23 protein-coding genes and 1 pseudogene are annotated in these 25699 nt (G+C 56.8%); 8 read left to right on the plus strand and 16 right to left on the minus strand.

The features are described 5' to 3' along the window. The first annotated feature begins 126 nt into the window (after positions 1–126). Positions 127–945 (plus strand): sulfotransferase family protein, encoded by an 819-nt coding sequence (locus tag IMCC21224_RS00980; protein ID WP_047996768.1) that lies wholly within the window; start codon positions 127–129, stop codon positions 943–945. Between the two features lie 14 nt (positions 946–959). On the opposite strand, the gene mbfA is transcribed toward IMCC21224_RS00980, so the two are convergent. Further along, complete coding sequence (gene mbfA / locus IMCC21224_RS00985) at positions 960–1934, minus strand: iron exporter MbfA (protein WP_047993750.1); 975 nt, start codon at positions 1932–1934, stop codon at positions 960–962. A 155-nt stretch (positions 1935–2089) separates the two neighbouring features. Here mbfA and IMCC21224_RS27625 point away from each other — a divergent pair, with 155 nt between their 5' ends. The 4 genes from IMCC21224_RS27625 to IMCC21224_RS01000 all read left to right on the plus strand — a co-directional run bounded on the left by IMCC21224_RS27625 (position 2090) and on the right by IMCC21224_RS01000 (position 4378). Continuing rightward, the gene (locus IMCC21224_RS27625) at positions 2090–2245 is read left to right on the plus strand and encodes a hypothetical protein (RefSeq protein WP_156178067.1); all 156 of its coding nucleotides are present in this window, start codon (positions 2090–2092) and stop codon (positions 2243–2245) included. A 76-nt stretch (positions 2246–2321) separates the two neighbouring features. After that, complete coding sequence (locus IMCC21224_RS00990) at positions 2322–2939, plus strand: TetR/AcrR family transcriptional regulator (protein WP_047993751.1); 618 nt, start codon at positions 2322–2324, stop codon at positions 2937–2939. A 167-nt stretch (positions 2940–3106) separates the two neighbouring features. Beyond that, positions 3107–3922: a matrixin family metalloprotease gene (locus IMCC21224_RS26330; protein ID WP_053078859.1), complete on the plus strand. Its 816-nt coding sequence runs from the start codon at positions 3107–3109 to the stop codon at positions 3920–3922. Positions 3923–3928: 6 nt separating this feature from the next. Beyond that, positions 3929–4378, plus strand: coding sequence for a hypothetical protein (locus IMCC21224_RS01000; protein ID WP_047993752.1), 450 nt, complete (start codon positions 3929–3931; stop codon positions 4376–4378). A 22-nt stretch (positions 4379–4400) separates the two neighbouring features. Here IMCC21224_RS01000 and IMCC21224_RS01005 read toward each other — a convergent pair whose 3' ends face one another. The 8 genes and pseudogenes from IMCC21224_RS01005 to IMCC21224_RS01040 all read right to left on the minus strand — a co-directional run. Next, complete coding sequence (locus IMCC21224_RS01005) at positions 4401–5117, minus strand: NYN domain-containing protein (protein ID WP_047993753.1); 717 nt, start codon at positions 5115–5117, stop codon at positions 4401–4403. Positions 5118–5205: 88 nt separating this feature from the next. Next, a complete protein-coding gene (locus tag IMCC21224_RS01010) occupies positions 5206–5685 on the minus strand; it encodes a GNAT family N-acetyltransferase (RefSeq protein ID WP_047993754.1) in 480 nt (159 codons plus the stop codon). Between the two features lie 386 nt (positions 5686–6071). Then, on the minus strand, positions 6072–6794 hold the full coding sequence (gene phoU, locus IMCC21224_RS01015) for a phosphate signaling complex protein PhoU (RefSeq protein WP_047993755.1): 723 nt from the start codon (positions 6792–6794) through the stop codon (positions 6072–6074). 10 nt (positions 6795–6804) lie between these two features. Then, positions 6805–7626 carry a phosphate ABC transporter ATP-binding protein PstB gene (gene pstB, locus IMCC21224_RS01020; protein ID WP_197089150.1) on the minus strand — a complete coding sequence of 274 codons (822 nt, stop codon included), beginning with the start codon at positions 7624–7626 and terminating at the stop codon, positions 6805–6807. Beyond that, positions 7620–8912: a phosphate ABC transporter permease PstA gene (gene pstA / locus IMCC21224_RS01025; protein WP_047993757.1), complete on the minus strand. Its 1293-nt coding sequence runs from the start codon at positions 8910–8912 to the stop codon at positions 7620–7622. The genes pstB and pstA overlap by 7 nt, the downstream gene beginning before the upstream one ends. Positions 8913–8923: 11 nt before the next feature. After that, positions 8924–10300, minus strand: coding sequence for a phosphate ABC transporter permease subunit PstC (gene pstC / locus IMCC21224_RS01030; protein ID WP_047993758.1), 1377 nt, complete (start codon positions 10298–10300; stop codon positions 8924–8926). A gap of 69 nt (positions 10301–10369) precedes the next feature. Beyond that, positions 10370–11416 (minus strand): PstS family phosphate ABC transporter substrate-binding protein, encoded by a 1047-nt coding sequence (locus tag IMCC21224_RS01035; protein ID WP_047993759.1) that lies wholly within the window; start codon positions 11414–11416, stop codon positions 10370–10372. A gap of 418 nt (positions 11417–11834) precedes the next feature. Beyond that, a pseudogene (locus IMCC21224_RS01040) lies at positions 11835–12065 on the minus strand (IS256 family transposase); the annotation flags it as partial. Between the two features lie 81 nt (positions 12066–12146). Here IMCC21224_RS01040 and IMCC21224_RS01050 point away from each other — a divergent pair. After that, positions 12147–13249, plus strand: a protein-coding gene (locus tag IMCC21224_RS01050) for an IS3 family transposase (RefSeq protein ID WP_156178069.1) whose coding sequence is annotated in 2 segments (ribosomal slippage) — positions 12147–12408 and positions 12408–13249 — 1104 coding nt in all. Because the reading frame shifts where the segments join, the coding sequence is not laid out codon by codon here. 381 nt (positions 13250–13630) lie between these two features. On the opposite strand, the gene IMCC21224_RS01055 is transcribed toward IMCC21224_RS01050, so the two are convergent. The 7 genes from IMCC21224_RS01055 to IMCC21224_RS01085 all read right to left on the minus strand — a co-directional run bounded on the left by IMCC21224_RS01055 (position 13631) and on the right by IMCC21224_RS01085 (position 22682). After that, positions 13631–15814, minus strand: coding sequence for a hypothetical protein (locus IMCC21224_RS01055; protein ID WP_047993763.1), 2184 nt, complete (start codon positions 15812–15814; stop codon positions 13631–13633). After that, complete coding sequence (gene motA, locus IMCC21224_RS01060; RefSeq protein ID WP_047993764.1) at positions 15814–16683, minus strand: flagellar motor stator protein MotA; 870 nt, start codon at positions 16681–16683, stop codon at positions 15814–15816. The genes IMCC21224_RS01055 and motA overlap by 1 nt, the downstream gene beginning before the upstream one ends. Before the next feature lie 101 nt (positions 16684–16784). Continuing rightward, positions 16785–17882: a flagellar basal body P-ring protein FlgI gene (locus tag IMCC21224_RS01065; RefSeq protein WP_047993765.1), complete on the minus strand. Its 1098-nt coding sequence runs from the start codon at positions 17880–17882 to the stop codon at positions 16785–16787. 14 nt (positions 17883–17896) lie between these two features. Next, positions 17897–18901, minus strand: a complete 1005-nt coding sequence (locus tag IMCC21224_RS01070; protein ID WP_047993766.1) for a flagellin — start codon at positions 18899–18901, stop codon at positions 17897–17899. 12 nt (positions 18902–18913) lie between these two features. Next, entirely contained in the window at positions 18914–20362 is a 1449-nt protein-coding gene (gene flgK / locus IMCC21224_RS01075) for a flagellar hook-associated protein FlgK (RefSeq protein WP_047993767.1), read from the minus strand. 48 nt (positions 20363–20410) lie between these two features. Next, positions 20411–21712, minus strand: coding sequence for a flagellar hook protein FlgE (locus IMCC21224_RS01080; RefSeq protein ID WP_047993768.1), 1302 nt, complete (start codon positions 21710–21712; stop codon positions 20411–20413). A gap of 145 nt (positions 21713–21857) precedes the next feature. After that, positions 21858–22682, minus strand: coding sequence for a flagellar motor protein MotB (locus tag IMCC21224_RS01085; protein WP_047993769.1), 825 nt, complete (start codon positions 22680–22682; stop codon positions 21858–21860). Positions 22683–22942: 260 nt separating this feature from the next. Here IMCC21224_RS01085 and IMCC21224_RS01090 point away from each other — a divergent pair, with 260 nt between their 5' ends. Together IMCC21224_RS01090 and IMCC21224_RS01095 are read left to right on the plus strand one after the other, a co-directional pair. After that, positions 22943–25030 carry a YjbH domain-containing protein gene (locus IMCC21224_RS01090; protein ID WP_231581990.1) on the plus strand — a complete coding sequence of 696 codons (2088 nt, stop codon included), beginning with the start codon at positions 22943–22945 and terminating at the stop codon, positions 25028–25030. Positions 25031–25032: 2 nt separating this feature from the next. Beyond that, positions 25033–25698 (plus strand): YjbF family lipoprotein, encoded by a 666-nt coding sequence (locus tag IMCC21224_RS01095; protein WP_197089151.1) that lies wholly within the window; start codon positions 25033–25035, stop codon positions 25696–25698. The last annotated feature ends 1 nt before the right edge of the window (position 25699 follow it).

The following is a 25699-nucleotide window of genomic DNA, read 5'->3' on the forward strand; positions in this document are numbered from 1 at the left end:
CCTAGTTTTGCCCGATAGATTATGTTGTTAAATATGAATGGGCGTTGAAAAAACAGGGTTTCCTTGCTTTTTTGTGCCAAAGAGACGCAGCAGCGCAACCAATGACCAATGGCGGAGGCAGCAGGCATGGGTTTTCCAGGCACATGGATGACCGAAAGCGAGAGCATGGTATACCGCGTGGTGCCGAAATGCGCCTGCTCGACCATCGGGCAGATCATGTTTTATTCCGATCATGGCCGGTTCTATGACGGCGACATTCACGACGCCAAAAAGGGTGTGCACAAGTGGGCACACGAGGATAGCCAGAAGCTGATTAACGCCAATGTCAGCACACATCGCTCGTACGCCTTTACTTGCGTACGCAACCCTTACACCCGCATCCTGTCGTCGTTTCTTGACAAAATCTGCGGCATCCAGCGCAACGGCAAACGCTATCGCGGCAATCTGGTGCCGCTGCTGGCGCAGAAATATGGTATCGAGGTCGGCGGCGACGACGGTACGGATGAGTTTGACCAGATCCGTAGCTTTCGCCGCTTTTTGCTGTTTGTGCGCGACACCATCCGCTGGCGCCGCCCGATGGAGCCTGACATTCACTGGTCCGCAATGTCGGGTCATGTCAGCACCTTTATCGTCAATGGCGGGCGCTACGATTCGATCTTTTGGACTGAACAGTTCGACGACGGAATGCAAAGGGTGCTGGATTCGGTTTCGACGGCCCACTGCGTCGATTTGGCCGCAATCCCCCGGTTCAATGAATCCGAGGGGCACGGCCCCAAACGCCTGCATCCGATCGAAGATTACTTTGACGACATGGCGATGCATCTCGTTTACGAGATCTACAAACGCGACTTTGCGTTGTTCCGTTATGATTTCGACAACCCCGGCAACAAGATGCCCGTGGGGGAAATCGACCTAGACGAAGTACACGCCAAGCTGGGTGATTGACCCGTTGCGGACCCTTAGCCCGACCCGATCAACACACCCGCGGCAAACACCAGCGCGCCTCCCAGAACCACCTGAAACGCCGCGCGAAAAAACGGCGTGTCCATAAACCGGTTCTGTATCCATGCAATCGCCCAAAGTTCCAGAAACACTACGACAAAGGCAGTGATCGTTGCGGTCCAGAAATGCGGGATAAGATAGGGCAGCGCATGCCCCAGCCCGCCCAGCGCCGTCATAACCCCTGCCGCGATGCCCCGTTTGAACGGCGATCCGCGCCCTGAGAGCTGGCCGTCATCCGACGCCGCCTCGGTAAACCCCATCGAGATCCCGGCACCGACGCTGGCCGCAAGCCCGACCAGAAATGTCGTCCAGGTGTCATGCGTAGCAAAGGCGACCGCAAAGATTGGGGCCAACGTCGACACCGATCCGTCCATCAGGCCTGCCAATCCCGGCTGCACCCATGTCAACACGAACTGCCGGTGTGCGTTGCGCCCTTCTGATTCCAGCGCCGCGTCGTCCAGGTGGTCTTTGGCAAGGGCACCGGCGCGATCCTGATGCCCTGCCTCGGCTGACGCCAGATCACCCAACAGTTTGCGGGTCGCAGCATCAGAACTGCGTTTCGCAGCCTCGAGATAGAAGCGTTCGGCGTCATGCTCCATCGCCTCAGCCTCGTCGCGGATCCGGTCAATCCCAAGGTTGCGCATCAACCAGACCGGGCGCCGGGCATAATACCCCGCGACATGTTCTCGTCGGAGCAGCGGGATCACCTGTCCGAACCTCTGCGTGTGCAGGTCGATCAACGCCCGGCGATGTCCGTCCTCTTCCTGCGCCATACCGTCAAACACAGCAGCCGTATCCGGGTATTCGCCGCGTAGCATCTCGGCGTAACTGCGATAGATCCGCGCGTCATCCTCTTCGGACGATATGGCCAGAGCCAGTATCTCCTGCTCATCCAGGTCCCGGAACTGCCGTCTATGTGTCAGAAAACCCATCGCTGATCCACTTTATTTAGAACGATTCTAATTTATCCGAATGAACGGTAGCTGCAATATCAAAATACTGAACCAGTTGGTTCACATCCCTATTGAACTGGCGCGCCAACGACACCAACTAAACCACATAGTTCACTTATCGGAGCGCTCCCGCGATGTCCCGTATCCTCCTTTCCGTTGCCCTGCTATTGACCGCGCCCACCTTGGTACATGCCGGCGCTGTCGCGATCGACATGCCGACGCTCACCTGGCCGTCACCCACGTTTCCCGACGACACACCCAACTGTGGCTGGCCTCACGCCAGCCGCTAACCACCTGAGGACGCAGGCGGCTTGTTCAAGCTAAACTCTACAGTCTATACTGCGGCGAACCACCGGGAGAGCGGGCATGGCAGCCACCGCGGCGCAAGTGCGCAAGGGGCGAAAATTTGATCAGGTCCTCACTGGCGCGCGTGATATTTTCATGCGCGACGGGTTTGAGGGTGCTTCGGTCGACGATATTGCCCGCGCCGCCGGCGTGTCCAAAGCCACACTCTACAGCTACTTTCCCGACAAGCGCCTGCTGTTCATGGAAGTGGCGACGCTGCAATGTCAGCACCAGTCGCGCGAAGCGATGGATACCCTCGACCTGACCCAGCCACCAAGGGTGGTGCTCAGCAAGGCTGCAAACACCTTTTTGGGGTTCCTGTTGTCCGAGATGGGCCAACGCATTTTCCGTATCTGCGTCGGCGAGGCTGACCGGTTCCCCGAGCTGGGACGCCAATTCTATAATTGTGGTCCGATGACCATGCGCACGGCGCTGGTGAACTATATCACCTCTGCCATTGCGCGCGGCGAATTGGTGGCCGAAGATCCCGAACTTGCCGCCGACCAGTTCGCCGAGATGTGCAAAGCCGATCTATGGCCAAAGCTGCTCTTTGGTATCCGCAGCGATTTCACCCGCGAAGAGATCGCCCGCGTGGTCGACGGCGCGCTCGAAACCTTTATGTCGCGATACGGCGCCTGACCTCTGCGCTGAAAGCCCCGCCGGGATTGCGCTCCGACAATGGCGGCAGGGACACGTTTTCCATGTAATTACGGGGGCATGCTGGCTGATCACAGCAGTACATTGACAGTTCCTTACATTCTATGATTGCTAATTTTCATATAGAATTCATTTGAGGGACTTCTGCCGTGTTTCAATTAAAACGTGCCTTGGCGTCGATCACACTTGTCCTGACGCTCTGCGGGGCATCCAGCATAGCATCGGCGGCCACGATCGGCACAATTGGCGGCCCCACGGCCATCGGAACCGTCGGCGGAACAAGCTACGACCATGATGCATACGTGACCCACGGCAGCAAGTGGGGGGATATCGGGCTTGGTACTCCGGGCGGCACAGTAAGCTACAGTTATGTCCCGACTGGCACCGGTTGCGGTGCTCTGTGTGGCGGTTCAGGGTCCGTCGGGCACCTGGGCCTCGCCATGCCGACCGGGTTTGAGGCTGCAATCGAGACCGCCTTTGCCGTCTGGGAGGCCATAGCCAACATCCATTTTGTCGAAGTTACCGATGACGGCGCGACACTTGGTACCTCCGGCAGCTTTGGCGACATCCGGCTAAGTCTTGTGAACATCGACAACGCCGGCGGCACACTTGCCCTGGGCCATTATCCACCGCCCAATTCGGGCAGCTCTCTCGACGGTGACATCCTGTTTGACATCGCCGAAAACTGGACGCTTGGCACCAGCGGCGGAGGCTTTGATATCTTTACGGTCGCAGCTCATGAAATCGGCCATGCCATCGGCCTGAAACACGAAGAGACTGCGCTGGCGCTAATGAACCCGTATTACAACCCATCGCTGGGTGGTCTCACGGCTGATGACATCGCGGGTGCGCAGGCGATATACGGCGCTGCGGTCGTCCCGCTGCCGGCAGCGTTTTCGTTGATGGGGTTTGCGCTATTCCTGACCGCAGCCTTTGGTCGGCGACGCAAAGAACACAGCGCCTGAACGCATATGGTCGGCCAGCCCATCCTGTCTCGGCGCGGCCTTCTGGCGCTCTCGGCGGCCTGCGCGCTCTGGGCGCGACCTGGATTCGCGATGTTCGCGCGGATGACCACGCAAGATCTGATCGAAACTTCAGAAATTGTCGTGATAGGCCGGTTAGAACCGCCGGTTCGGGTGCAGATCGCTACTCAGACACTGCGGGTCAATCCGATTACTGTCCTCGAAGCGTTCAAGCCCGGCGTGGCCCCTCCTGATCCTGTGTTTCTTTGGCAACCCTTGGACCAGGCAGCACGCAGCGGCGCTGACATCGTGCGTCCTGTCGGATCTCAGGGACTGTGGTTTCTGCGGCGAATCAACAATGCAATCCCGTTCCTCAGTGCCGATCACCCGCAACGCTTTGTGCCGTCAGGCCGCATGACACCCGTGCTGGCCGAAGTCCGCACCATCCTGAAACGCTAGGCCACTCAGCCGGAACAGATCCTCAGTCGACCCGCCGCACCAGCAGTTGATTGCCCGAACTGCGCTTGGTCTCGAATACCTTGAGCTCCGCCACAAGATCGCTCAACTTGCGCTTGCCGTAGGTGCGAGTGTCAAAGTCGGGATCTGCGGTGGTCAGGAACTGGCCCAATTGACCCAGCGTGTACCACTCATCCTCTTGTTCGATCGAATCCATCGCCTTGAACAGCAGGTTGCGCGCCTCTTCTATGCCTCGCTTGCTCTCGGTCACCCTCTCTGGTCCCCGGCTGCCGGTCTCTGGCGCCCCTTCCAGATTTTCAAGAAAGATGAACCGCTTGCACGCCTTGCGGAAGGCATCCGGCGTCTTCTGCATTCCCATGCCAAACACATCCAACCCCTGTTCGCGAATCCGGCTCGCCAGGCGGGTAAAATCGCTGTCCGAACTGACCAGCACAAAGCCATCGAACCGACCCGAGTGCATCAAATCCATCGCATCAATCACCAACGCGATGTCACTGGCATTCTTGCCCACTGTGTTGGCAGGTTGATGGTGCGGCACCAGCCCGAATTCGGCCTGTACCTTGGACCAGCCCGACATTTGCTGGCTGGAGAAATCACCATAGCACCGCCGTACCGACGCCTCCCCCAACGCGGCGATCTCTTCAAAGATCGCGCGGGTGTATTTGGGTGAGGTGTTGTCGGCGTCGATCAGTACCGCCAAAAGTTTGGTTTCATCACGCATGTCCGACTGTTCCCATCTTTTGTCCGGTATCGCAATGCCAATGTCGCAGCAGGCCGGTGCCGTCCAGTCCTGCCCATAGGGTAAGAGATCACAACCTGAGATACATCACCAGCGCGTCCACATCACCCTTGTCCGGGTGCGCAAAAGCCCCCGGAAGCCGCCCCACCACGTCAAAGCCCGCCCGCTGCCAAATATCGACAGCGCGCTGGTTGGTCTCAACGACAAAGTTGAACTGCATTGCCCGAAATCCCTGCGCCCTTGCTTGGGCCAGCGCATGATCAAGCATGCTCCGCGCGACACCGCGTCCCCGCGCCGCAGCCCCGGTGACAAACCCGCAATTGCACACATGTGCACCGCCGCCGCCCTGATTCCGGACTATGTAGTAACTGCCCAAAACGCCGTCAGGCCCGTCCAGAACAAACACCCGCCGACCGGGACCACACCAGTAAGCCAGCGCATCCTGACGCGAAATGTCGCTGTCGATCGCATACGAATCTCCGGCGCGAAACACTGGTTCCAGCATTGCCCAGAGCGAAGCCTCATCGTCGGTACGATAATTCCTGATCATGCCGCCCCTGCCCTTCAGCTCTTCCCAAATCCGCTGCCTCAAATATCGACTGCTGGAGCTATCTAGCTGACATTCCGGACCATGTGAATCACCCTTGGCCGACGCAAGCCACGACCGCCCCGTCACGTGCGGTTTTTCAGAGCTGCAAATGGTCGAACCCAAGTCGATGCCAAAAACTTTGACACCTATCAGGTTACCTCCCGACGCCACCTATTCCCCAAAGGGCCGCTGGGGTTCGGAGCGGAGTCGTTGCACACGGCAGGTACAATCGCTTTGAGATAAACCATGACTACACCACCATGAAGCCCTCGTCTCGCGCTTGCAAAGGAGGGCTTCACCTGGAATCGTCTGGTCTTTGAAAACAAGGGTGGCCGCTTGGACGGCACTCAGGCGCCGCTCAACTCCTCAGGATTGGTAAGAGAGGTCAGATCGCTTTTGGGTCGATCCTCGTCAGGCAGATCGCCAGTCACCAGATAGATCACCTGCTCAGCGATCGATGTGGAATGATCGCCCATTCTTTCGATATTCTTGGCGATGAAGTGCAGGTGCATGCAAGACGTGATCTTGTGTGTATCCTCCATCATGTGGGTCAGAAGCGACCGGAAGAGAACACTGTACATCTCGTCCACATCGCGGTCCCGTTTCCGCACCTCTTCGGCTTTTTCAAGGTCGCGCTGAATATAGGCATCAAGCGCATCCTTGATCATGATGCCTACGGCCTTTTGCATCCGGCGCAGCGCCGAAATACTACCTTCGACCGGGGTCGCGCGTGCCAGAACAGTTGTGCGTTTGGCAATGTTCTTAGCGTAGTCACCGCAGCGTTCCAGATTCGAACTGATGCTCATCACAGTCAGAACGGTACGAAGATCGCTTGCGGTTGGTGACCTGGTTGCCAGGATGCGGGCACAATCGAGTTTGATGCTTTCGTCCAGCTTGTCGATGGCGACGTCATTCTTGCGGACTTTGTCAGCTTTGGCCAGATCGCTGGTCTCAAGCGCATCGGCGGCTTGAACCATTGCGTCCTCAACCAGGCCAGCCATTTTCATGAGCATGGCTTGTACGCCTTCGAGGTCCCGATCAAACGCACTGGCGATATGTTGCGAGTTCATGACGGTTCTCCTATCCGATCCGGCCAGAGATATAACTTTCGGTCCGGCTGTCCTTGGGGTTCGTAAAGATTTCGCCGGTCTCGCCGTACTCAACCAGATTTCCAAGGTGGAAAAACGCCGTCTTCTGGCTGACGCGTGCCGCCTGTTGCATCGAATGGGTGACGATGACGACGGTATAGTTCTGCCGCAGATTGTCGATCAACTCCTCGACCTGCGCCGTCGCAATCGGATCCAGTGCCGAACACGGTTCGTCCATCAGCAGAACTTCGGGGCTCGTTGCAATCGCTCTGGCAATGCACAGACGCTGTTGCTGACCACCCGACAGGCCGGTTCCGGGGGCGTGCAACCGGTCCTTGACCTCGTTCCAGATGGCGCCGCGCCGCAGGGACTTTTCGACGATCTCGTCCATCTCGGCCTTGGTCTTGGCCAGTCCGTGGATCTTGGGGCCATAAGCGATATTGTCATAAATCGACTTTGGGAATGGGTTCGGCTTTTGGAACACCATCCCGACACGGGCCCGCAGCTGAACCGGGTCGATGTTGCGGTCATAAATATCCTGACCGTCGATCAGGATGTCGCCCTTCACCCGGCAAATATCAATCGTATCGTTCATACGGTTGATGCAGCGCAGAAAGGTGGATTTCCCGCAGCCGGACGGCCCGATAAACGCTGTGACTGTCCGCTCCTTGATCTCGACCTCAACATCCTTGATCGCATGAGTATCCCCGTAGAAAACTTGGACGCCCTTGGCGCTGATTTTGGTGGCATGTGTGTCGACGTCTCGGTCGATTGCTCTGAGGTCGTCCACGGCCTCTCCTTTCGGGGTTACCATTTGCGTTCGAACTTGCTGCGCAGGTAGATGGCGATTGCATTCATGAAGATGAGGAAAGTCAGAAGGACCAGGATCGCAGCCGAGGTCCGGCTGACAAAGCCACGCTCGGGGCTGTCAGCCCAGATGAAGATCTGCGTTGGCAGAGCCGTGGCGCTGTCGAAGGGCGAATCCGGTGCAGATGTGATAAAGGCGTTCATCCCGATCAACAGCAGCGGTGCAGTTTCACCCAAGGCCTGCGCCAACCCAATGATCGTCCCGGTCAGAATGCCCGGCATGGCCAGCGGAACGACATGGCCAAAGACCACCTGCTGTTTTGATGCGCCGATCCCCAATGCCGCTTCTCTGATTGAGGGCGGAACCGCTTTGAGTGCCGCGCGTGTCGCGATGATGATTGTCGGCATGGTCATCAGCGCCAGTGTCAGGCCGCCAACAAACGGTGCCGAACGCGGCATGCCGAACCAGCCGATGAACACCGCCAGAGCCAGCAAACCAAAGACCACGGACGGCACGGCGGCAAGGTTGTTGATGTTCACCTCGATCAGGTCGCTCAACTTGTTCTTAGGCGCGAATTCTTCAAGATATACGGCTGCACCTATACCCAGTGGAAACGCGATCAGGAAGCAGGTCAGTAGCGCCCAGAACGACCCCATGATCGCCCCCTTGAGGCCTGCAAGCTCTGGAAAGCGACTGTCAGCGTTGGTGATCAGGCCAGTGTTGATCTTTGACGAAATGGCATCGGCCTGTACCAGCTGATCATAATTTGCGATCTCGTCATCATCCAGCCGACGCAACTCTTCTGGAGTTTCCCGGTCCAGCAACTCTTTGTAAAGCTGATCATAGGGGTCCGATATCGGTACCGTCATTGTGATCGTTTGACCGATCAGGTCCGGATCTGCGACGACCCGATCGCGCAGCATGAACTGAGCGCCGTTCGATAGAATTCCGCTGAGCGCCCGCATCGTTGCGCGATCCGTCGGATCGACCGATGGCACCTGAGACGCCAGAGCTTTGGCAAGGACGTCGTCAAAATCGCCGCGTGGAAGTTTGTCACGCTCGACATCGGCCGGGTCGATAAACACGTCAAGCGTGACATGAGTCTGCATAAACGCCTTGTACCCGGTCGATACCAGCGATGCGATCAGGATGAACAGCATCAAGAACGCAATGCTGATCGCGGTGATGCCCAGGCCCTGCAGGATAAACTGTTTACGGTGTCGCCGCGCCAGTGATCCGCGCACCTTTTCGATCGTCGTCTTGGGCACGGGGCCGGATGAAATATCGGTCATAGGTCTAGGCCTCAATCGTAGGCTTCGCGGTATTTCCGGACGATCCGGATCGCGAAGATGTTGATGATAAGCGTGACGATGAACAACATCATCCCCAGCGCGAAAGCTGCCAGCGTCTTGGGATTGTCGAACGACGTGTCACCGATGAGAAGTGTGACGATTTGAACAGTGACGGTCGTGACACTTTCCAATGGGTTAAGTGTCAGGTTCGCGATCAGCCCCGCCGCCATGACGACGATCATCGTTTCACCAATCGCACGACTGACAGCCAGCAGCACACCACCAACGATACCGGGGATTGCGGCCGGAAAGAGCACGTTCAGCACCGTCTCGGCCCGCGTAGCGCCCAAGGCAAGGGCGCCGTCCCGCATCGAACGCGGCACTGCGGACAATGCGTCATCAGCAAAGGACGAGATAAAGGGCACCAGCATGATACCCATGACCCCGCCTGCGGCGATAGCTGTGTTTGGGGAAACCGGAATACCCATCGATTGGCCAAAACTGCGGATTGCAGGCGCAACTACCAGGATTGCGAAAAACCCGTAAACCACCGTTGGCACACCAGCGAGGATTTCGAGGATCGGCTTGGCCATTGACCGGACGACCTTAGGCGCAAATTCGTTGAGATAGATCGCCGACAAAAGTCCCACAGGAACCGCGATCACGATCGCCACGAATGTAATCACCAGCGTCCCGACAATCACGGGGATCCACCCGAACGCACCCTCGGCTGCAATCTGGTCCGCCCGGATCGGGATCTGGGGCTCCCAGTTCAGGCCAAACAGGAACTCTGATAGGGGCACAAGCCGCAGAAACTTGATCGTTTCAAAAGCGAGCGAGGCGACAATCCCGATTGTTGTAAAGATTGCGACGACCGAACAGAAAATCATGAGGCCGGATACGATTCTCTCTACACCCTGACGCGCCCGGAACTCAGCCGAGACCTTGGCTCGGGCAAAGAACATGATGCCCAGACATAGGACAGCCGTCAGAAGTACGAGCCCAAGCGCAGCAGTCTGGCGAAGATTGCTCAGCCGTTCGGCGGCTTCCAGTTTCCATGGTTCCGGAGTGCCAAACACCCGTCCGCCCGAGATCGACTGAATTTCGGCCAGGATCAGGTCAACCTGTCCTTGTCCAAGTCCGTCGACCGTGCCGTCCGGCAAACTGGCCATCGTCAGGGCGCTCACCACCGCACCTTGCGAAGCCAGCCATACCAAGATGACGACAAGCACGGGAACCAAGATCAGCAAGAGTGCAAAGAGGCCGTGATAGCCTGAAACTGAATGAAGCCTCTGCCCGCCATCTCGCAGTCCGGTGGCGGCACGGCGGTTCAGGGCGTAGGCCACTAGACTGGCGGCAAGAAGAATAGCGAAAGCCAAGGTCGTCATTGGTAATACCCGCTCAATATGAGATGCCCGGGCCGGAATAAACCGCCCCGGGCGTAACTAGTCCTGCAATTAGCTTGCCGGAGCTTCCATGGCGGTGCCGTTCAGCACGGCGTCCTGAAGCTGGTGCATGCGATCTTCGGCCAGCGGCACCAGACCACGCTCGGACAGGTAACCACCCGAAGCCAGCGCATCATCGGACATGTATTCCTCGATGAACTCGTTCAGGTTCGGGATAACGCCGCGATGTGCATTCTTGACGTAGAAGTACAGCGGACGCGAGATGGGGTAGGATTTGTCTGCGATCGTGTCGATCGACGGCTCTACGCCCTCAATGCTGACGCCCTTCAGCTTGTCCAGGTTCTCGTAGAGGAACGAATAACCAAAGATACCCAGCGCGTTCGCGTCAGCTTCGAGGCGCTGAACGATCAGGTTGTCGTTCTCACCAGCCTCGACGAACGGTCCGTCGGTACGCATGCGCGAGCAGTTTTCGCCGATCCAGTCACCGTCGAAATCGCCGTTGTGAACGTACTCAAGCTCTTCGCAACCGGCATGCATTGCCAGTTCAACAAAAGCGTCACGGGTGCCGGATGTGGGCGGAGGGCCATAGGCCAGGATTTCGGTGTCGGGCAGAGCGGGGTTGATTTCCGACCATTTGGTGTAGGGATTGTCGACCCACTCGCCGTTCACAGGAACCTGCGCAGCCAGAGCGAGGTACACTTCGCCCAGTGTCAGGCTCCAGTCGAAATCGTTGGCGCGGGACATGGCCAGCGACAGGCCGTCGAAACCGATCAGCGCTTCGGAGATTTCGGTGACGCCATTCTGCTGGCAAAGCTCGAATTCCGACGCTTTCATCGCGCGGGAAGCGCCAGTGATGTCAGCATGCGATTCGCCGACGCCACCGCAGAAGATCTGCATGCCACCGCCGGTGCCGGTCGATTCAACGATCGGCGACGGGGCGCCGGTGTTGTTTGCGAACTGCTCGGCCACGGCCTGAGTGTAGGGGAACACTGTCGACGAACCGACAATGCGGATGGCATCGCGGTTTTGCGCGACAGCAGCAGTTGTGGAAATCGCGGCAACTGCACAGGCAGTCGCGGTCAGCTTCAAATAGTACATGGATTGCTCCCAGGTTTTGCATCGATCGCAGACGCGACCTTGAGCGTCTGATAGGCTGGCATTGTGATGCTTATGTAAGAATTTTGTTACAGTTTTGTGACAAGTCATTCAGGCGTCCACTAAGCAGACTATCCATTTGAATTAAAATCATAAATTACGGAAACCCTTTGGCAGGCTCCTGCTCAGAACCACGTGCTCCCCCTCTGAATTCTCACACTCTCAAAGTATAGAAAAATGACTCACTCAGAGTGGCTTGAGAAATCTGAATAACCGGGTAGGTGAATTCTCCGCGCAACAGCGGTATGATGCCGCCGACCCTGGTCGAGATGGCGCAGGATTTGGATCTGCACCCGAACCAGATCAAGCAGTGCCGCGACCGGCGTGTGAGCTAAGGCGGAATTTGGGTGACGCGGCTTGATCAGGCGGCGCGGGTCTCATCGACATCAGCTTGGGCGACGCCGTTGGTGAATGTGACACCTTCGATGACACGGGGCAACTGGTTCCGCCCGTTGAGCTTGCGCCATTTCTTCGACGCTGCCCTGACCAGAGTGAAGACCATCAGCTTCGCAGTCTTGTGCGAGAGCGCTCCCTTGGTCCGGACGGTACGATGCCTGACGGTGGCGAACACGCTCTCGATCGGGTTCCAGGTTGACCTGCGCCCTAAAAACTGGACCATTTTGAATTAGAGTTTCCGACTGCTACTTTCCTGGCTGGAAAAGGAGTGGACGCGATGAAAGCATCCAAATTCACGGACGCCCAAAAGGCGTTTATTGTTAAGCAAGGTAATGAGGGCACGACGGTTGCGGAGATTTGCCGCAAGTCCGGGATAAGTCCGGCGACGTATTTCAACTGGAAGAAAAAGTATGAGGGGCTGATGCCGTCAGAGATGCGCCGGTTGCGTGATCTGGAAGACGAGAACAACCGTTTGAAACGGATTGTCGCTGATCTGACGTTGGATCGTGAGATGTTGCAGGACGTTATCAAGCGAAAGCTCTAAGGCCGGATCGAAAGCGTGAGCTTGTCGATGGGATGCGGTCTGATTGGCGTGTGTCGATCCGAAAGGCATGTGGTGCTTTGCGGTTTGATTGCTCGACCTATCATTACAAATCCCGCCGCACCGATCCGGCCGCGTTGAAAAAGCGCATTAAGGAGATTTGTGAGACACGCGTTCGATATGGATATCGGCGCGTCCATTTTGTGTTGCAGCGTGAGGGTTGGCCAGTGAACGCTAAAAAAACATATCGTATTTACAAGGAGATGGGTCTTCAACTGCGCAACAAGACACCGAAACGTCGCGTGAAAGCGAAGCTGCGGGATGCTCGCACAGAAGCTGTGAAGAATAACGACGTCTGGGCAATGGATTTTGTGCATGATCAACTCGCCACAGGCCGCAAATTGCGCGTTTTGACCGTCGTCGATACGTTCTCGCGCTATGTGCCAATTCTAGACGTAAGGTTCAATTATCGCGGTGAGGATGTGGTTAAATCTCTTGATCTGGCTTGTGCCAAGATTGGGTATCCTAAGACCATTCGAGTCGATAATGGGCCGGAATTTATCTCTCGGGATCTGGATCTGTGGGCTTATCATCGGGGCGTGGTTTTGGATTTTAGCAGGCCAGGAAAACCGACAGACAACGCCTTCATCGAGGCCTTCAACGGTAAGTTTCGCCAGGAATGTTTGAACGCGCATTGGTTCTTGAGCCTTGCGGATGCGGCAGAAAAGGTGGAGACTTGGCGTAGATACTACAACGAAGAACGGCCCCACAGCGCGATCGGAAACAAGTCACCGATCATGCTCGTAAAATCAGAAGGTGAAACCAGCCCACCGATCTGACGAAAGCCGGAAATCTCTAGACCCAGGTGGTCCAAGGTTGGGGGCAAGTGCAGAAACCCAAGGACTCCACGCAAAGCTGGAGGAAACTTGGGGCTCAGGTCAGTAGGGCAGGGTGATCGTGGTATCTTCGATCAAAGGCGTATCGTTCCTTTGGGAAGTTCTGGCAGGCTTCAGCACCCGCCACGATACGCCGCCTTCTCGAACCCATCACCCATTTTCAGCCATAGCTCCCGGCGTGTTCGGCAATGCCCCAAAGGGCGATCGGGTAGGCAACACCCCGCCAGCCGAGGCGAAGAGACCCTCTATGCACAGCGCGACACCCTCGCTATCGTCGCGTGACATGATGCTGTAGGTCTCCAACAGAACCAACGCGGTTCGGTATCATTCGAATTCAGAGGTAATTTTCGTTTTTTCGAGCAGATTTCGGAGAACTTCCAGCGAAGAGGCGCTGGCATCTGCCAGAGCTGTAGATCGGCTCAACGTCGGCTCCTGTGCCAAGGGCGTTTCCTGCCCATCAGCCCAAGCAAGCTGTGCTGCACGCGACAAAACAGCGTCCTCACTCTCTGCTACAGTTTGCCAATTTCCAGAGATCCACGCCGCGCTCAGCGCCTCCTCCTGCGCGCCAAGGCGCGCCAAGGCATTGTGGGCAAAATCGTAGTCCCCCATCATTGTTCGCGCTTCGGTCCTGAGGGCAAGGATATCGTCCCCCTGCAGTCCAATTAACGCGATTTCCGCATCTTCCGGTTTCGAACTGGCAAGGTAAATGCGTGCCATCAAAGTCTTTCTCACCCGATCCGCTGGCTGAACTTTTGAGTTTCTCAAAACTTGTTGCGCTGCGTCCGGCAATCCTAAATTCAGGAGCCGATTGACCACAGCGACCAGCGTTTCCGGCTCCATCATTCGATTGTCGAAGCTTTCCGGCCGAAGAATGAGTTTCAAAAAAGTGATGTCATCCGCCCTCTCGGTCAATGACTGAATAACCTCCGACCAAATGACGCCCGTCGTGTCCGGTTGTCCAGAGTCCAATTCTGCGAAAGCCTCGGCAAAGTCTCCGGTGCTGATAAGCGCGCGGATGTGAGCGTGCCACATTTCGGGGCCCTGCTCAGCCCCGCGATATTCGGTCGAATAAGCAGAAGCCAGTTCGGCTATGTCGGCCGTTGCGGGGGTACCTTCTTCAACCGAAACCCGCATAAGAGCCGCCACCGCTTCTGCAGAAGCCTCCTCCGCATCCGATCGCGCTATGACTTCAAGCTCGGCTTTTGCGATATGACTATTGCCGTCCATTAGACCCATTTCGGCACGGGCAACCACCACCTCCGGCGCAACCTGACCATGAATCTGTTGCACTTTTTGCAGAACGGTTCTTGCCGTGTGTCGCTCTCCCAACTCCATCAACCTGTCAGACACTCGCCTGCCCAGCAGCAATCTAAGATTGGTCGGCAACTCGTCGAACCCGCGCAGAACAGATTGGGTGTTCACCACATTCTGAGCATCGCTCCGGGAGGACGCCAAAACTGCCCAAAGCGATGCATTTGAGTCGCAGCTAAGCTGCCCGGCAAAAGCGCTTTCGCTGTCTTCGTTTCCGTCGAGCACTTGAGCCATCGCCTGCAAAGGCACTGGTGCCTCTTTGGAGAGCATGCCAAGCGTATTTCGAGCTTCTGCTCCGAGTCCGAAATGCAAGTAAAATTTAGCCATTCCCAAAACGGAAACATCGTCCGAGCGGTCTAGTTCACCGGCGATTTTTTGTCGGTATTCGCCCAGCTGCCGCGAAAACGGCGTCTCATCCGCCCAGTGCACAATGTCGAGGTCAGAATTGGCGAAGCAGGGCGACTTGCTCAGAAGCAGGCGATCCTCATTTCTTGAAAACGTCAGACGATCATTCGTCGCCGTATTCGATAACTTTTCGTCTTGGTGTACAAGCGGCAACCGGGAGTCTGAGACAGGAGATTGTTCTCGAACGTGGTCAACATCCGTATCCAGCAAGCCTTTGGTTGCCGCTCGCGCCAATTGCTGTGTCAATTGTATTTGAACACGTTTCAAACCGCCTTCTTCCGAAGCAATCGGATCAGGGGGGATGCCATACGCTGAAAAAAGCGGCCCAGTCATTGGTCGTGGCCCAATGCCGGGACGCTCGCCAAGATCAATCGCTGAAAAAGCTGCAACTGCTTCGGCTTCTTTATCAACTGTATCTGTGGCCTCAGCTTCGCCGTCGGACACGTCAATGACAAGCATTCTGACACCGGACAAAAACGCAGTAACCCTGCATGCGCACGCCACATCTATCTCCAGTCCATCAGAACCGGGCAATGCTTTGAGATCTCCGACACGCCTACGGTCAATCCGACTAAATACGGATGAAAGATCGAAATCAAAGTTCGCCCCAGGAAAGCGAATAACTGCCTTTTTTTCGCCCTTCGCAAACATCATGTCCCATCCCGTTTCACCCTGCAAATCAATGGCGAGGCGAGTGAACGAGCCGTGCTCACCAGAACGCACGGTCAATGTTTGCGCATGGCCGATCGCCGGCAAACAGATCGAAATCAGAGTGAAAAGAATTTTTCGCATCAGGCAGCGCTCTGCTTCACTGTTTTCAGAGCCTCCTCAAGCTCCACAAAACTGGGTCTGAAATGGGCGGGAGTATTCTGTCGACCTACCTCGATGCAAATGTTGGTAGAGTGGTTGTAGAGGTTGGCGACCAAGACTTCACGAATGAGTTGATAGAAATGGGCGTCTTCCTCGGTCACTGCCTTCACCCTGACCGCGAAGGGCGCAACCAGACCATAAGCCAGAAACACTCCCAGAAAAGTTCCCACCAAAGCACCGCCAATCAGTTTTCCCAGAACCTCCGGCGGCTGGTCGATGGAACCCATAGTCTTAATCACCCCAAGCACCGCCGCAACAATGCCCAACGCAGGCAAACCATCCGCCATCGTCGTAAGAGCATGGCTTGAATGCAAAGCGTTTTGCAGCGTCGACTCCATGCGCTTGTCCAGCACTTCTTCCACCTGATGCGGATCATCGTAGTTCATCGAAACCGAACGAAGCGTGTCGCAGATCAGTTCGACGGATTCTTTGTCGGCAAGAATTTTAGGATACTTGGCAAATATGGGTGAGGTATTGGGATCTTCGACATGCTCCTCGACCGAGACAGGACTCTCACGTGCCAAACGCACCAGCTCAAACAGCAGACAAAGCAAATCTCTATAGTCACCAGGCTTCCATTTCGGCCCTTTGAATACTTTGCCAAGATCCTTAATCGTATGTTTGACAACCGACATATCATTGCCAATCAGAAAGGCTCCGACAGCAGCGCCGCCGATAATCATCATCTCGAATGGTAATGATTTGAGAATGATCGCCATTTTTCCGCCGGCCAGGATATAACCCCCGAAAACCATGACAAAAATCACGACAATACCAATTAGTCCGAACATGGGTTGCTCCGTTTAAGCGATCTGTTGGCAGAGTTACACAGGGGCGTTAACAATCCGTCAGCCCAAATCAGGCACAGGCGGATGTTTCCAAACAATCTCAGTCACATGACGACAAATTCAGCGTGCAACGCACCGGCAGCCTTGATGCTTTTAAGGATGTCGATCATGTCCCGCGGTGACACGCCAAGCGCGTTCAATCCCGCAATCACTGCGGAGAGAGATGTGCCCGTTGGCACCTCCGCCAGCCCGATGCCCACCTCTTCGATAATCCCCGTCTCGGTACGTGGCACTACAACCGTTTCACCAGCCGCGAAGGGATTCGGCTGCACCGCGATCGGTGCCTCTTGAATACGCAGGGTCAGATTGCCCTGGGATACTGCAACGCGGCTTATGCGCACATCTTCACCCATGACGATTGTTCCAGATCGCTGATCCACAACCACCCGGGCGCGCCGCTCGGGCTCGACTGGCAGATTTTCGATCGCCACAACGGCATGTGCCGGTGATCGCGCCCCAGACGCCCGTAAATCAACCGTCACCGTTCCCGCGTCCAGCATAACGGCGACAGAACCGCCAAACCCCCGATTGATGGCCCGCTCAATTCGCGCCGCTGTGGTGAAATCCGGCTCCCGCAGGGCAAGCCGAACGCTCGATAATTCTGAAAAGTCGAAGTCCACCTCGCGCTCGATACGGGCACCAGCCGGGATGACGCCGGAGGTTGGTACTCCCTGAACCACGCGCGCGGCATCCCCTTCAGCAGACACTCCTCCGGCAATGATGGTGCCCTGCGCGACGGCATAGATCTGTCCGTCTGCCGCATTCAAAGGGGTCATGATCAACGTGCCGCCCAGCAGACTCTTGGCATCGCCAATTGCAGAGACGGTCACATCAATCTGGCTTCCTGAGCGGGCAAATGGCGGGAGGCGACCGGTGGCAAAGACAGCCGCTACGTTTTTCGGGCGAAACTGTTCGCCGGTGACGTTCACACCCAACCGTTCAAGAATATTCGACATGATTTCTTCGGTGAAGGGGGCGTTCCGCAATCCGTCTCCAGTGCCATTCAAACCCACGACAAGTCCGTAGCCGACCAGATCGTTGGCCCGCACGCCGTCGAACTCGACCAGATCCTTGATGCGCACACTTTGCGCGGCCCCGGACGTGACCAGGCCGGCGAAGGAAAGCAGGATCAGCACAGCCATTCGCGTAGCGGCGATCATCTCAGGAACTCCACCAGCGACAGTCGCGATGCGCGCACCGTGACCGTATATATACTTTCCAATTGCAGTTGTGCATTTTCGAGCCGCGACGCCGTCTCGTACACGTCGGCGCCAACCATTTGGAGACGCGCGATCTGCATGGATGTCTTCTCGGAGGAATTGCGCGTCGTTGTTTCCTCGATCCGCCCTTGTAGCGCACCCAGCCCAGCGCGCAGTTCTGTCAGTGGATTTTGCGCCGCCATCAATTGCTTGCCTGACTCCATCAGCATTTCACCCCGCACCTCGGAGCTAACTGCAAGACCCGCGTCTGCTGAAAGCGCGGCCAGCGCCAATCCTTTGAGGGTATCGCGAAACACCTGATCGTCGGCCCGGATCTCCAGAGATGCACTCTCGGTCGAGCTAAGCTGAAAGGGCGACAAGCCTGTGGAGGCACCTTGATATCCCGAGGTCTCATAGCCGCCGCCGGGTGCATCAAACCAAGTGTCGAGCGTCGCCGTGATCCCGGTTAAATCGGTTTGCCCCGCAACTGCCGCACGCAGATCGGTCAGGAGTCTGTTGACATCCGTGACAACACTTCGATCCGTCGCCGTACCGCCAAACACCGTGCGGCCAGCGGCGCTCGTGTTTAGGTTCAACAATACCGTATCGAGTGTTGCAGTCGCCTCGTTTGCCAGCGTATTTCGCATGCTCTCGGGCACCAAGAGGTTGGCCTGAATAAGTTGAATCGACAGGCTTTCCGTCTTGTCCTGGATTGTGCCAAGCGCGCCTTGCATGACATCCGTGATATATGTGGCCTCTGTCGTCGCCACACGATAAGATTCTAGCGCGAACAAAGATTTGTCTATTGAAGACAAGGCGTTAAGATCGCCGCCAAGATGCCCTGCCTTATCGCGGACCTCGCCAGTGGTTAGCTCGACTCCCAGTGTGTCGATCTGCTCGCGAACAACAGCCTGCCGATGTCGCAGAACAAGCGCCTGGGCCATATCACCGATGGATTGCATAAAAAGTCCCCCTTAAATCGACAAGATGACCTGCATCAGGTCTCCAACCACGTTCATGACACGGGCATTTGCAGCGTAGTTCTGCTCGATCTGCATCAGAACCTGCAGTTCAGCATCGGTGCTTACCCCGTCTGCAGCTTCCAGTTCCCGCAACGCGATATTCTGCGCCCGCGCATAGCTAACCTGAGCATCGTTATTGACACGGTACGCAGCAACACTCGAGGTCAGCTCGGTCGCGAAGCCTGACATACTGCGCTCAACCGTACCCAAGGCGACGGACGCTGACGGGCGGGTCTCGGTCAGGGCGGACTGGATGGCTTGCAGCAGGCTTGCGTCCCCCACCTCACCTGGTGAAACCGCGCCGAGTCCATCACGAATGCGCCAGATCTCGGAACTGCCGGGTGCCACCAGTGTGTTAACCGCAATGCGGCCGGCCAGTCCGGTCTCGTCGGTGCTGATAAACAGCGCCCCAGCGTCTGTGAAAAAGCCCGGATCACCCGCCGCCAGAGTCGTATCCGCGCCACCGGGGCCCAGTCGTTCGACAAGATCGCGAGCGACTCCGTCCAGTTGCGCCTGAATCCCAACCGCATCCAGGTCGCGAATCTGGAAATTCGCCGCTAGAGTACCACCTGCCAGAGGGCCGTCCTGACTGGTATTGATAGCGCGGCCGTTGATCGTGAGGCCGCCCAACAATCCGTTGCCCTGCGTCATCTGCGGTTGAATCACCTGAGTCTGAGTAAACTCCAGCGTGGCTGCGGAACCATCAAGCAGAGTTGCGCCCTTGATCGAATAGATCGCAACCATACCATCATCGCGCGGGACACTGCGCAGCGGTACCGCCTTGGCAATCGCGTCGATGTTGATCTGACGCTCATCTATCAACGCAGACGGATCCTGACCTAGCCGCGTCGCCTTGGCGATCTGCGTATTGAGCGCTTCGACACGTTGCAGGGTGGAGTTGATGTCTTCAACCTGCCTCGCGATTGCACTGTCCGCTGTTTCGCGTGACGTTTGCACACCCTTGGAAATAGTGTTGAGCGTGCTGGCCACATCTTTGGCCGCCTGGGCCACCGTCTCCAGTCTCTGAGTAGCCGACGGATTGCTGGCGGCTGTGATGAAGGCATTCTCGAACGCGCCCAAACGTCCCGCGAGCGATCCCGTATCAGAAGGATCCCCGAGCAGGAATTCCGCCTTCGTGGCAAATCCCTGCAAGGTTTCCGCATTTCCCGAGAGTGCGTCCGAAATTCGCCTGTCGGACAGAAGGACCGGGTCGCCGTGACGGATCACTCCATCCACGCGAACACCGCCGCTGCCGCCCAGCGTACTGGACGACAGCGCCAATTCGCGCCGACCGTAGCCATCGGTCAGTGCGTTTGAAATGTTGCTCGAGACGATCCCCGCTGACCGAGTATTTGCCCTGAGACCACTCAGTGCATTTGACAAAGCTCCGGAAAGTGACATGCCGCATTCCCTCATTCAACATTTCAGACTGGTTGTTCAGCGCTGTGATCAGCGCTTGATATTGGTGGTTTCCTGCAGCATCTCATCCACGGTCTGGATCACCTTCGCGTTTGACGAATAGGCGCGCTGCGTCTGGATCAGGTCGGTCAGTTCACCCGCCACATCAGTCGCGGATTCCTCGCGCGCAAAGGCAACGAGGTCTCCGGTCGGCCCTTCGGACGCATTCCAGAGGTAGTAGTTTCCACTTTCGGGTGAGGGAATGTAGACTTGCTGGTCCAGTGCAACCATGCCGTTCGGGTTCGGCATAGTCACCAGTGGCACTTGGAAGATCGTGCGCACGGTTCCAGTGTCAAAGAAAGCATGTACTAGACCCTGCTCATCGACTTCCAGCGAGGTCATATTGCCAATCGGAGCACCATCTTTGGAAATGCTGAGCGGCGCAAAGTTGTCGCCCAGCTGCGAAAGACCAACAGCATCACCAGGAGAGCCGATATCAATCTCGATCGGTCCACCGGCCACTTCAACGATCAGCATACCCGTGGCCGCGTCATAGGCCCCGCCGGACAACGTGTTGACCGAGGCGAGCGTGCCGCCAGCGGTACGTGAATCATCAAACGTCAGCTCGTATTCTCCAATCACAACTCCGGGCTGGGCAGAATCCTCGATCTGCATGGTCCAGGCGTTAGACGCACCAACGGCCGGGAGTGATGGCGTGAAGGTTACGATGACATTTTCCGATACCCCGAGATTGTCGAAGTATTCGACAGAGAGCTGCTGCGGCGTACCGCTGGCATCAAAGTTCGTGTCCGTTGCAGGCAGGTTGACGCCCAAGGTTATGCTGGTCGTTGGATCCCCAGTGAACTGGTTCACGTTCAGACGCACAGGCTCTAACCCGACACTAGTGTCGCGCGACTGCGTGGGAATGGTTCCATCCGGAGCGGCCGGCCATCCCATAAGGGCCAGACCGGATTCGGTCACCAGGTAGCCATCGGAATTTGTCCGGAATGATCCGGTCGACGTCAGAAGCATCTGAGGCGACCCATTGCCCGAAGTCGCATCGTTGATGGTCGCAACCGGCAAAAACCCATTGCCGCGCACCGCGAGATCGGTGGCATTGGTTGTGGCAACCAGCGAACCGCCCTGATCAATCAGGCGCTGGGTCGTGGCCCGAACGCCCCCGGCAGAATAGGTTCCACCCCCAGATTTGTTCACGAGCGACTGAAAGTCAGCCTCGACCCGGCGGTAGCCATAAGTCGCCGAGTTCGCAATATTGTCAGAGATGGTCGCCAGTCTGCTCGCATTCGAGGAGAGACCTGCCACACCGGCATTCAAAGAAGAAGAGATTGTCATAGACACGCCTTTCTGCTGTATCGAAAATCTTCGATCCAACAGATACGCGCCCTAACTTAACGCCATACTAACATATAAAATCCGAGCGATCTTGGCGTGTCGGCAGGCAGGAACCCTGACCCACCGACATTCTTAAGGTTGGTATTCAAAAGCGCCGCAGATAGATCACTTCGATCCGACTGTTGCGGATATCCATGTGGTTTCGCGTGACCGGTTCCCGGTCGGCATGGGCGGTAACACGGGCAATGCGCCTGTCAGCCAGCCCCTTTTCGGTCAGCAGATCACGCAGCTTGGCTGCATTTTGCGCCGACCTGTCCCACGTCGGATCCTTGGCAAGAACAATTGGAACGGCGCGCACATGCGCCTCTACAGCAACTGGGTTGGTCACCATGGCCGACACCCGAACCAGTACATCCGACAGATTCTCCATCAGGCGCGTCGGCTGGCCATCGGCCTGAAACAGCGGACCGCTCTCTGTCTCGAACAGCTCGATCACCAAGCCCTCATCCGTCACCTTGGTGACGATATGTTGCAACAACTCATCCGCCACCATGCTTTCGCCGCCACGCCCCATCAGCAACGTCTCGAGCTGTCGAAAGTCTTTTTCTTCGGCGGCACCTTCGGCAGAATCTGCGCCCATTGCCCGGTTTTCGGACGTCGGTCGTAGGTTTGTGGCCCCTGTGCCCATACGAGGCAACGTATTCTCGGTAAACGTGCTATTCCCGCCCAAAATACCATTGCCACCACCCGACACCCGGCTGATCGCAATCGTCGGACTAAAGTAGTCCGCGATCCCCTTGCGTTGTTTTTCCGTCGTCGCATTCAACAGCCACATCAACAAAAAAAACGCCATCATTGCGGTCACAAAGTCCGCATACGCGACTTTCCAGGCGCCACCATGGTGCCCACCGCCGCTGATAACCTTTTTCCGTTTAATGATGACTGGCGCGACATTGCTGCCTACACCCATCTCCACCACCTTCTCACTTCACCCATGGGTTTGGTATCAGGCGTCCCGTTAACACGGGTTTAACGTTTAAAACTGTTCGGTAAATCCAGCGCTGACCACCGGCGTGGTCTATATCCCACAACGCTTGTGCCATCCTGAGTGGGGATAGACTTGGCGCACGGGGTCGTCTAGCAATGTGTGGATCACTTGGTTTGCGAACGGACATTCAGATGACGCCACGCGGAACTCCGGGCACGGGCTTCGAAAGAAAGAACAACCGTTTGAAAACAAAATCCTTCAGTCTCTCTATGTGCGGGCTGGCGCTGTTGCCTGCGGCAGCCGTTGCGCAAGGTTTGCCGAGCTACAACCTTTATGGCTCGCCCGGTCTGATCGACATGCCCACCGCTTTTGCGGCGCCGGATGCCACCCTGTCCGCAACTTTGTCGAATTTCGGCGATAACTCGCGCGCGACGCTGAACTTTCAGATCACGCCCCGCCTGTCCGGCAGCTTTCGCTATTCCGAAATCCGCAACTACGACACGGTCGCCAGCATCAACGGCAAATACTATGACCGCAGTTTCGATTTGCGTTATCAACTGCTGACCGAAGGCCGCTACCGCCCGGCTGTCACCGTTGGTTTTCAGGATTTCATCGGCACCGGCCTTTTTAGCGGCGAATATGTCGTAGCGTCCAAGAATGTCACCAAGGGTCTGCAACTGACTGGCGGTCTGGGATGGGGCCGTCTGGGCAGCAACAACCCGATTGCCAGCACGGGTGTGCGTCCTGTCGAGATCATTGGCCGTGGCGGTGTGCCAACATATGATCGCTGGTTCCGCGGCGATGTCGCGGCGTTTGGCGGTCTCAGCTACGCGTTTAACGACCGACTGCGGTTCAAGCTGGAATATTCCTCGGACAGCTACCTTGAGGAAAGCATCACCGGTCGATTCGAGAAAAAGTCGCCGTGGAACTATGGGGTGGACTATAATTTCCGCAACGGTACACAGCTTTCGCTCTACTACGCCTACGGAAACGAGATCGGCGCCCAGATCACCGTCACGACAAACCCCAAAAAGGCCGCCGTTCCAGGAAGCCTTGATTCGGCACCCGAACCCGTCGCGCCGCGTGACATGTCCAGCGTCAACGACCTGAACTGGACGACCGACACCACAACTGTGACCTCGGCCAGAACCACTCTGGCCAAGGCCATGGAAGATGACGGCATCAAGATTGAGGGACTCAAACTCGAACCGCGCCGCGCGACTATCCGCATCCGCAACGAACGCTACATTGCCGTGTCGCAGGCCATTGGCCGGACCGCCCGTGCGATGACCCGATCTCTGCCGGCCTCGATCTCGGAATTTGTGATTATCCCGACCGAAAACGGCATCCCGATGTCTGCCATTGCCATGAACCGGGGTGATGTGGAGGCGCTGGAAAACTCTGCAGCGACCGAAATTCTGGCCCGAACCCAGATCGTCGATGCGTTTGGCAAGGCGCCGGCGGTCGATGAAGACGTCTACCCCCGATTCACCTATTCCTTTGCGCCCTATGTCGAGACTGGGTTCTTTGACCCTGACCAGCCGGTGCGCTACGGTACCGGGCTGCGCCTGCGTGGAAGCGCCAAACTGACAAAAAACTTTGTGTTGGATGGTGCCATCACCAAGATGGTCGGCGGCACACTTGACGAGATAACGCGCGATGGCGCCGGGACATCGACCCTGCCGCGTGTCCGTACCGAATATTCCCAATATGCCAAAGAAACCGACATCGCGATCGAGAATCTGACAGCCACGCACTATGGGCGCCCTGGCAAAGATCTCTACAGCCGCGTGACAGTCGGCTATCTCGAATCGATGTACGCAGGTGTTTCGACCGAGGTACTGTGGAAACCCGTGGACAGTCGCCTCGCTCTTGGGGTTGAACTAAATTACGTGCAGAAACGCGAATACGATCAACTGTTCGGATTGCTGGACTACACGGTCGCCACCGGCCACGCGTCAGCCTATTATTCTCTGGGAAACGGGTTCCACGGACAGGTGGACGTGGGCCGATATCTGGCAGGCGATTATGGCGCGACCTTCCGGATCGACCGCGAATTCGGCAATGGCTGGCGCGTCGGCGCCTATGCCACCTTTACCGACGTGTCATACGAAGACTTCGGAGAAGGCTCGTTCGACAAGGGCATCCGCGTCACCATTCCGATCGGATGGGCGCTGAGCAACTCGTCACGCCAACGCAACACGTTCGATATCAAATCGCTGACCCGTGACGGCGGCGCACAGCTTAACGTAAAGGGTCGACTTTACGAGCAGGTTCGCAGCAATCACGAACCCGAACTGGCAAAGACCTGGGGACGATTCTGGAGATGACGATGCGCTACGCCATTGCGGCCCTTACCGTCTGCGCAGTCCTTGCGGGATGCGGCAACGAAACCAAGATCATAAATCCGGCATTTCTGATCCGCGATGTCGCTAAACAGGCTATGAGCGGGGGCAACAAAGACGGGTTTGCAGTCTCAAAAGCGCAGATCGACACTGGTCTGAACTTTACGCCCCTACCGCTGGCAATGGTCACAATCGAAAAGCGCAAGGGTCAGGCGCTGATGCTAGAGGTTGAGCAAAACGGTCCCTACCGGACTTATGCGACCGCCGACCGTCAGTCCTTTACCCTGCGTGGTGGTATTCTGACTGCCACCCGCGGTATTGGCGACGATCTGATGTCCACCGATAATGCCGGACTGGTGCAGTTGGTGCAGGCCAGACGCGATGGTACGGCGCCCTATATTCTGCGCCTGCTGGATGGTGAAAACATCACCCGCACGCTCAACTTTACCTGCGAAGTGTTCTCCGAAGGATCCGAATCCTATGCACTTGGCCAAATTTCGGCCAATGCGACAAAGATGATTGCAAATTGCACCGGCGACATGAAGCCATTTACCGACACCTTTCTGGTGGACGGGTCGGGCCATGTCATAGAGGCACGGCAATGGGTGGGTGAAACGACTGAATATATCACGGTCCAGGCACTGCGAAAATAGT

It is taken from the genome of Puniceibacterium sp. IMCC21224 (genome assembly GCF_001038505.1).
In the GTDB taxonomy this organism is placed as follows: Bacteria; Pseudomonadota; Alphaproteobacteria; order Rhodobacterales; family Rhodobacteraceae; genus Puniceibacterium.

Excerpts from the sequence above, each read along its gene's own strand:
- IMCC21224_RS01095 (WP_197089151.1), top strand. The coding sequence starts at position 25,033 with ATGCGCTACGCCATTGCGGCCCTTACCGTCTGCGCAGTCCTTGCGGGA.
- pstB (WP_197089150.1), bottom strand. The coding sequence starts at position 7,626 with ATGGTAACCCCGAAAGGAGAGGCCGTGGACGACCTCAGAGCAATCGAC.
- pstA (WP_047993757.1), bottom strand. The coding sequence starts at position 8,912 with ATGACCGATATTTCATCCGGCCCCGTGCCCAAGACGACGATCGAAAAG.
- IMCC21224_RS27625 (WP_156178067.1), top strand. The coding sequence starts at position 2,090 with ATGTCCCGTATCCTCCTTTCCGTTGCCCTGCTATTGACCGCGCCCACC.
- IMCC21224_RS01055 (WP_047993763.1), bottom strand. The coding sequence starts at position 15,814 with ATGCGAAAAATTCTTTTCACTCTGATTTCGATCTGTTTGCCGGCGATC.
- flgK (WP_047993767.1), bottom strand. The coding sequence starts at position 20,362 with ATGTCACTTTCCGGAGCTTTGTCAAATGCACTGAGTGGTCTCAGGGCA.
- pstC (WP_047993758.1), bottom strand. The coding sequence starts at position 10,300 with ATGACGACCTTGGCTTTCGCTATTCTTCTTGCCGCCAGTCTAGTGGCC.
- IMCC21224_RS01005 (WP_047993753.1), bottom strand. The coding sequence starts at position 5,117 with ATGCGTGATGAAACCAAACTTTTGGCGGTACTGATCGACGCCGACAAC.
- IMCC21224_RS01035 (WP_047993759.1), bottom strand. The coding sequence starts at position 11,416 with ATGTACTATTTGAAGCTGACCGCGACTGCCTGTGCAGTTGCCGCGATT.
- IMCC21224_RS01000 (WP_047993752.1), top strand. The coding sequence starts at position 3,929 with ATGGTCGGCCAGCCCATCCTGTCTCGGCGCGGCCTTCTGGCGCTCTCG.
- mbfA (WP_047993750.1), bottom strand. The coding sequence starts at position 1,934 with ATGGGTTTTCTGACACATAGACGGCAGTTCCGGGACCTGGATGAGCAG.
- IMCC21224_RS01080 (WP_047993768.1), bottom strand. The coding sequence starts at position 21,712 with ATGACAATCTCTTCTTCTTTGAATGCCGGTGTGGCAGGTCTCTCCTCG.
- phoU (WP_047993755.1), bottom strand. The coding sequence starts at position 6,794 with ATGAACTCGCAACATATCGCCAGTGCGTTTGATCGGGACCTCGAAGGC.
- motA (WP_047993764.1), bottom strand. The coding sequence starts at position 16,683 with ATGTTCGGACTAATTGGTATTGTCGTGATTTTTGTCATGGTTTTCGGG.
- IMCC21224_RS00990 (WP_047993751.1), top strand. The coding sequence starts at position 2,322 with ATGGCAGCCACCGCGGCGCAAGTGCGCAAGGGGCGAAAATTTGATCAG.
- IMCC21224_RS01085 (WP_047993769.1), bottom strand. The coding sequence starts at position 22,682 with ATGGGTGTAGGCAGCAATGTCGCGCCAGTCATCATTAAACGGAAAAAG.
- IMCC21224_RS01010 (WP_047993754.1), bottom strand. The coding sequence starts at position 5,685 with ATGATCAGGAATTATCGTACCGACGATGAGGCTTCGCTCTGGGCAATG.
- IMCC21224_RS01065 (WP_047993765.1), bottom strand. The coding sequence starts at position 17,882 with ATGGCTGTGCTGATCCTGCTTTCCTTCGCCGGCCTGGTCACGTCCGGG.
- IMCC21224_RS01070 (WP_047993766.1), bottom strand. The coding sequence starts at position 18,901 with ATGCAATCCATCGGTGATATGGCCCAGGCGCTTGTTCTGCGACATCGG.
- IMCC21224_RS00980 (WP_047996768.1), top strand. The coding sequence starts at position 127 with ATGGGTTTTCCAGGCACATGGATGACCGAAAGCGAGAGCATGGTATAC.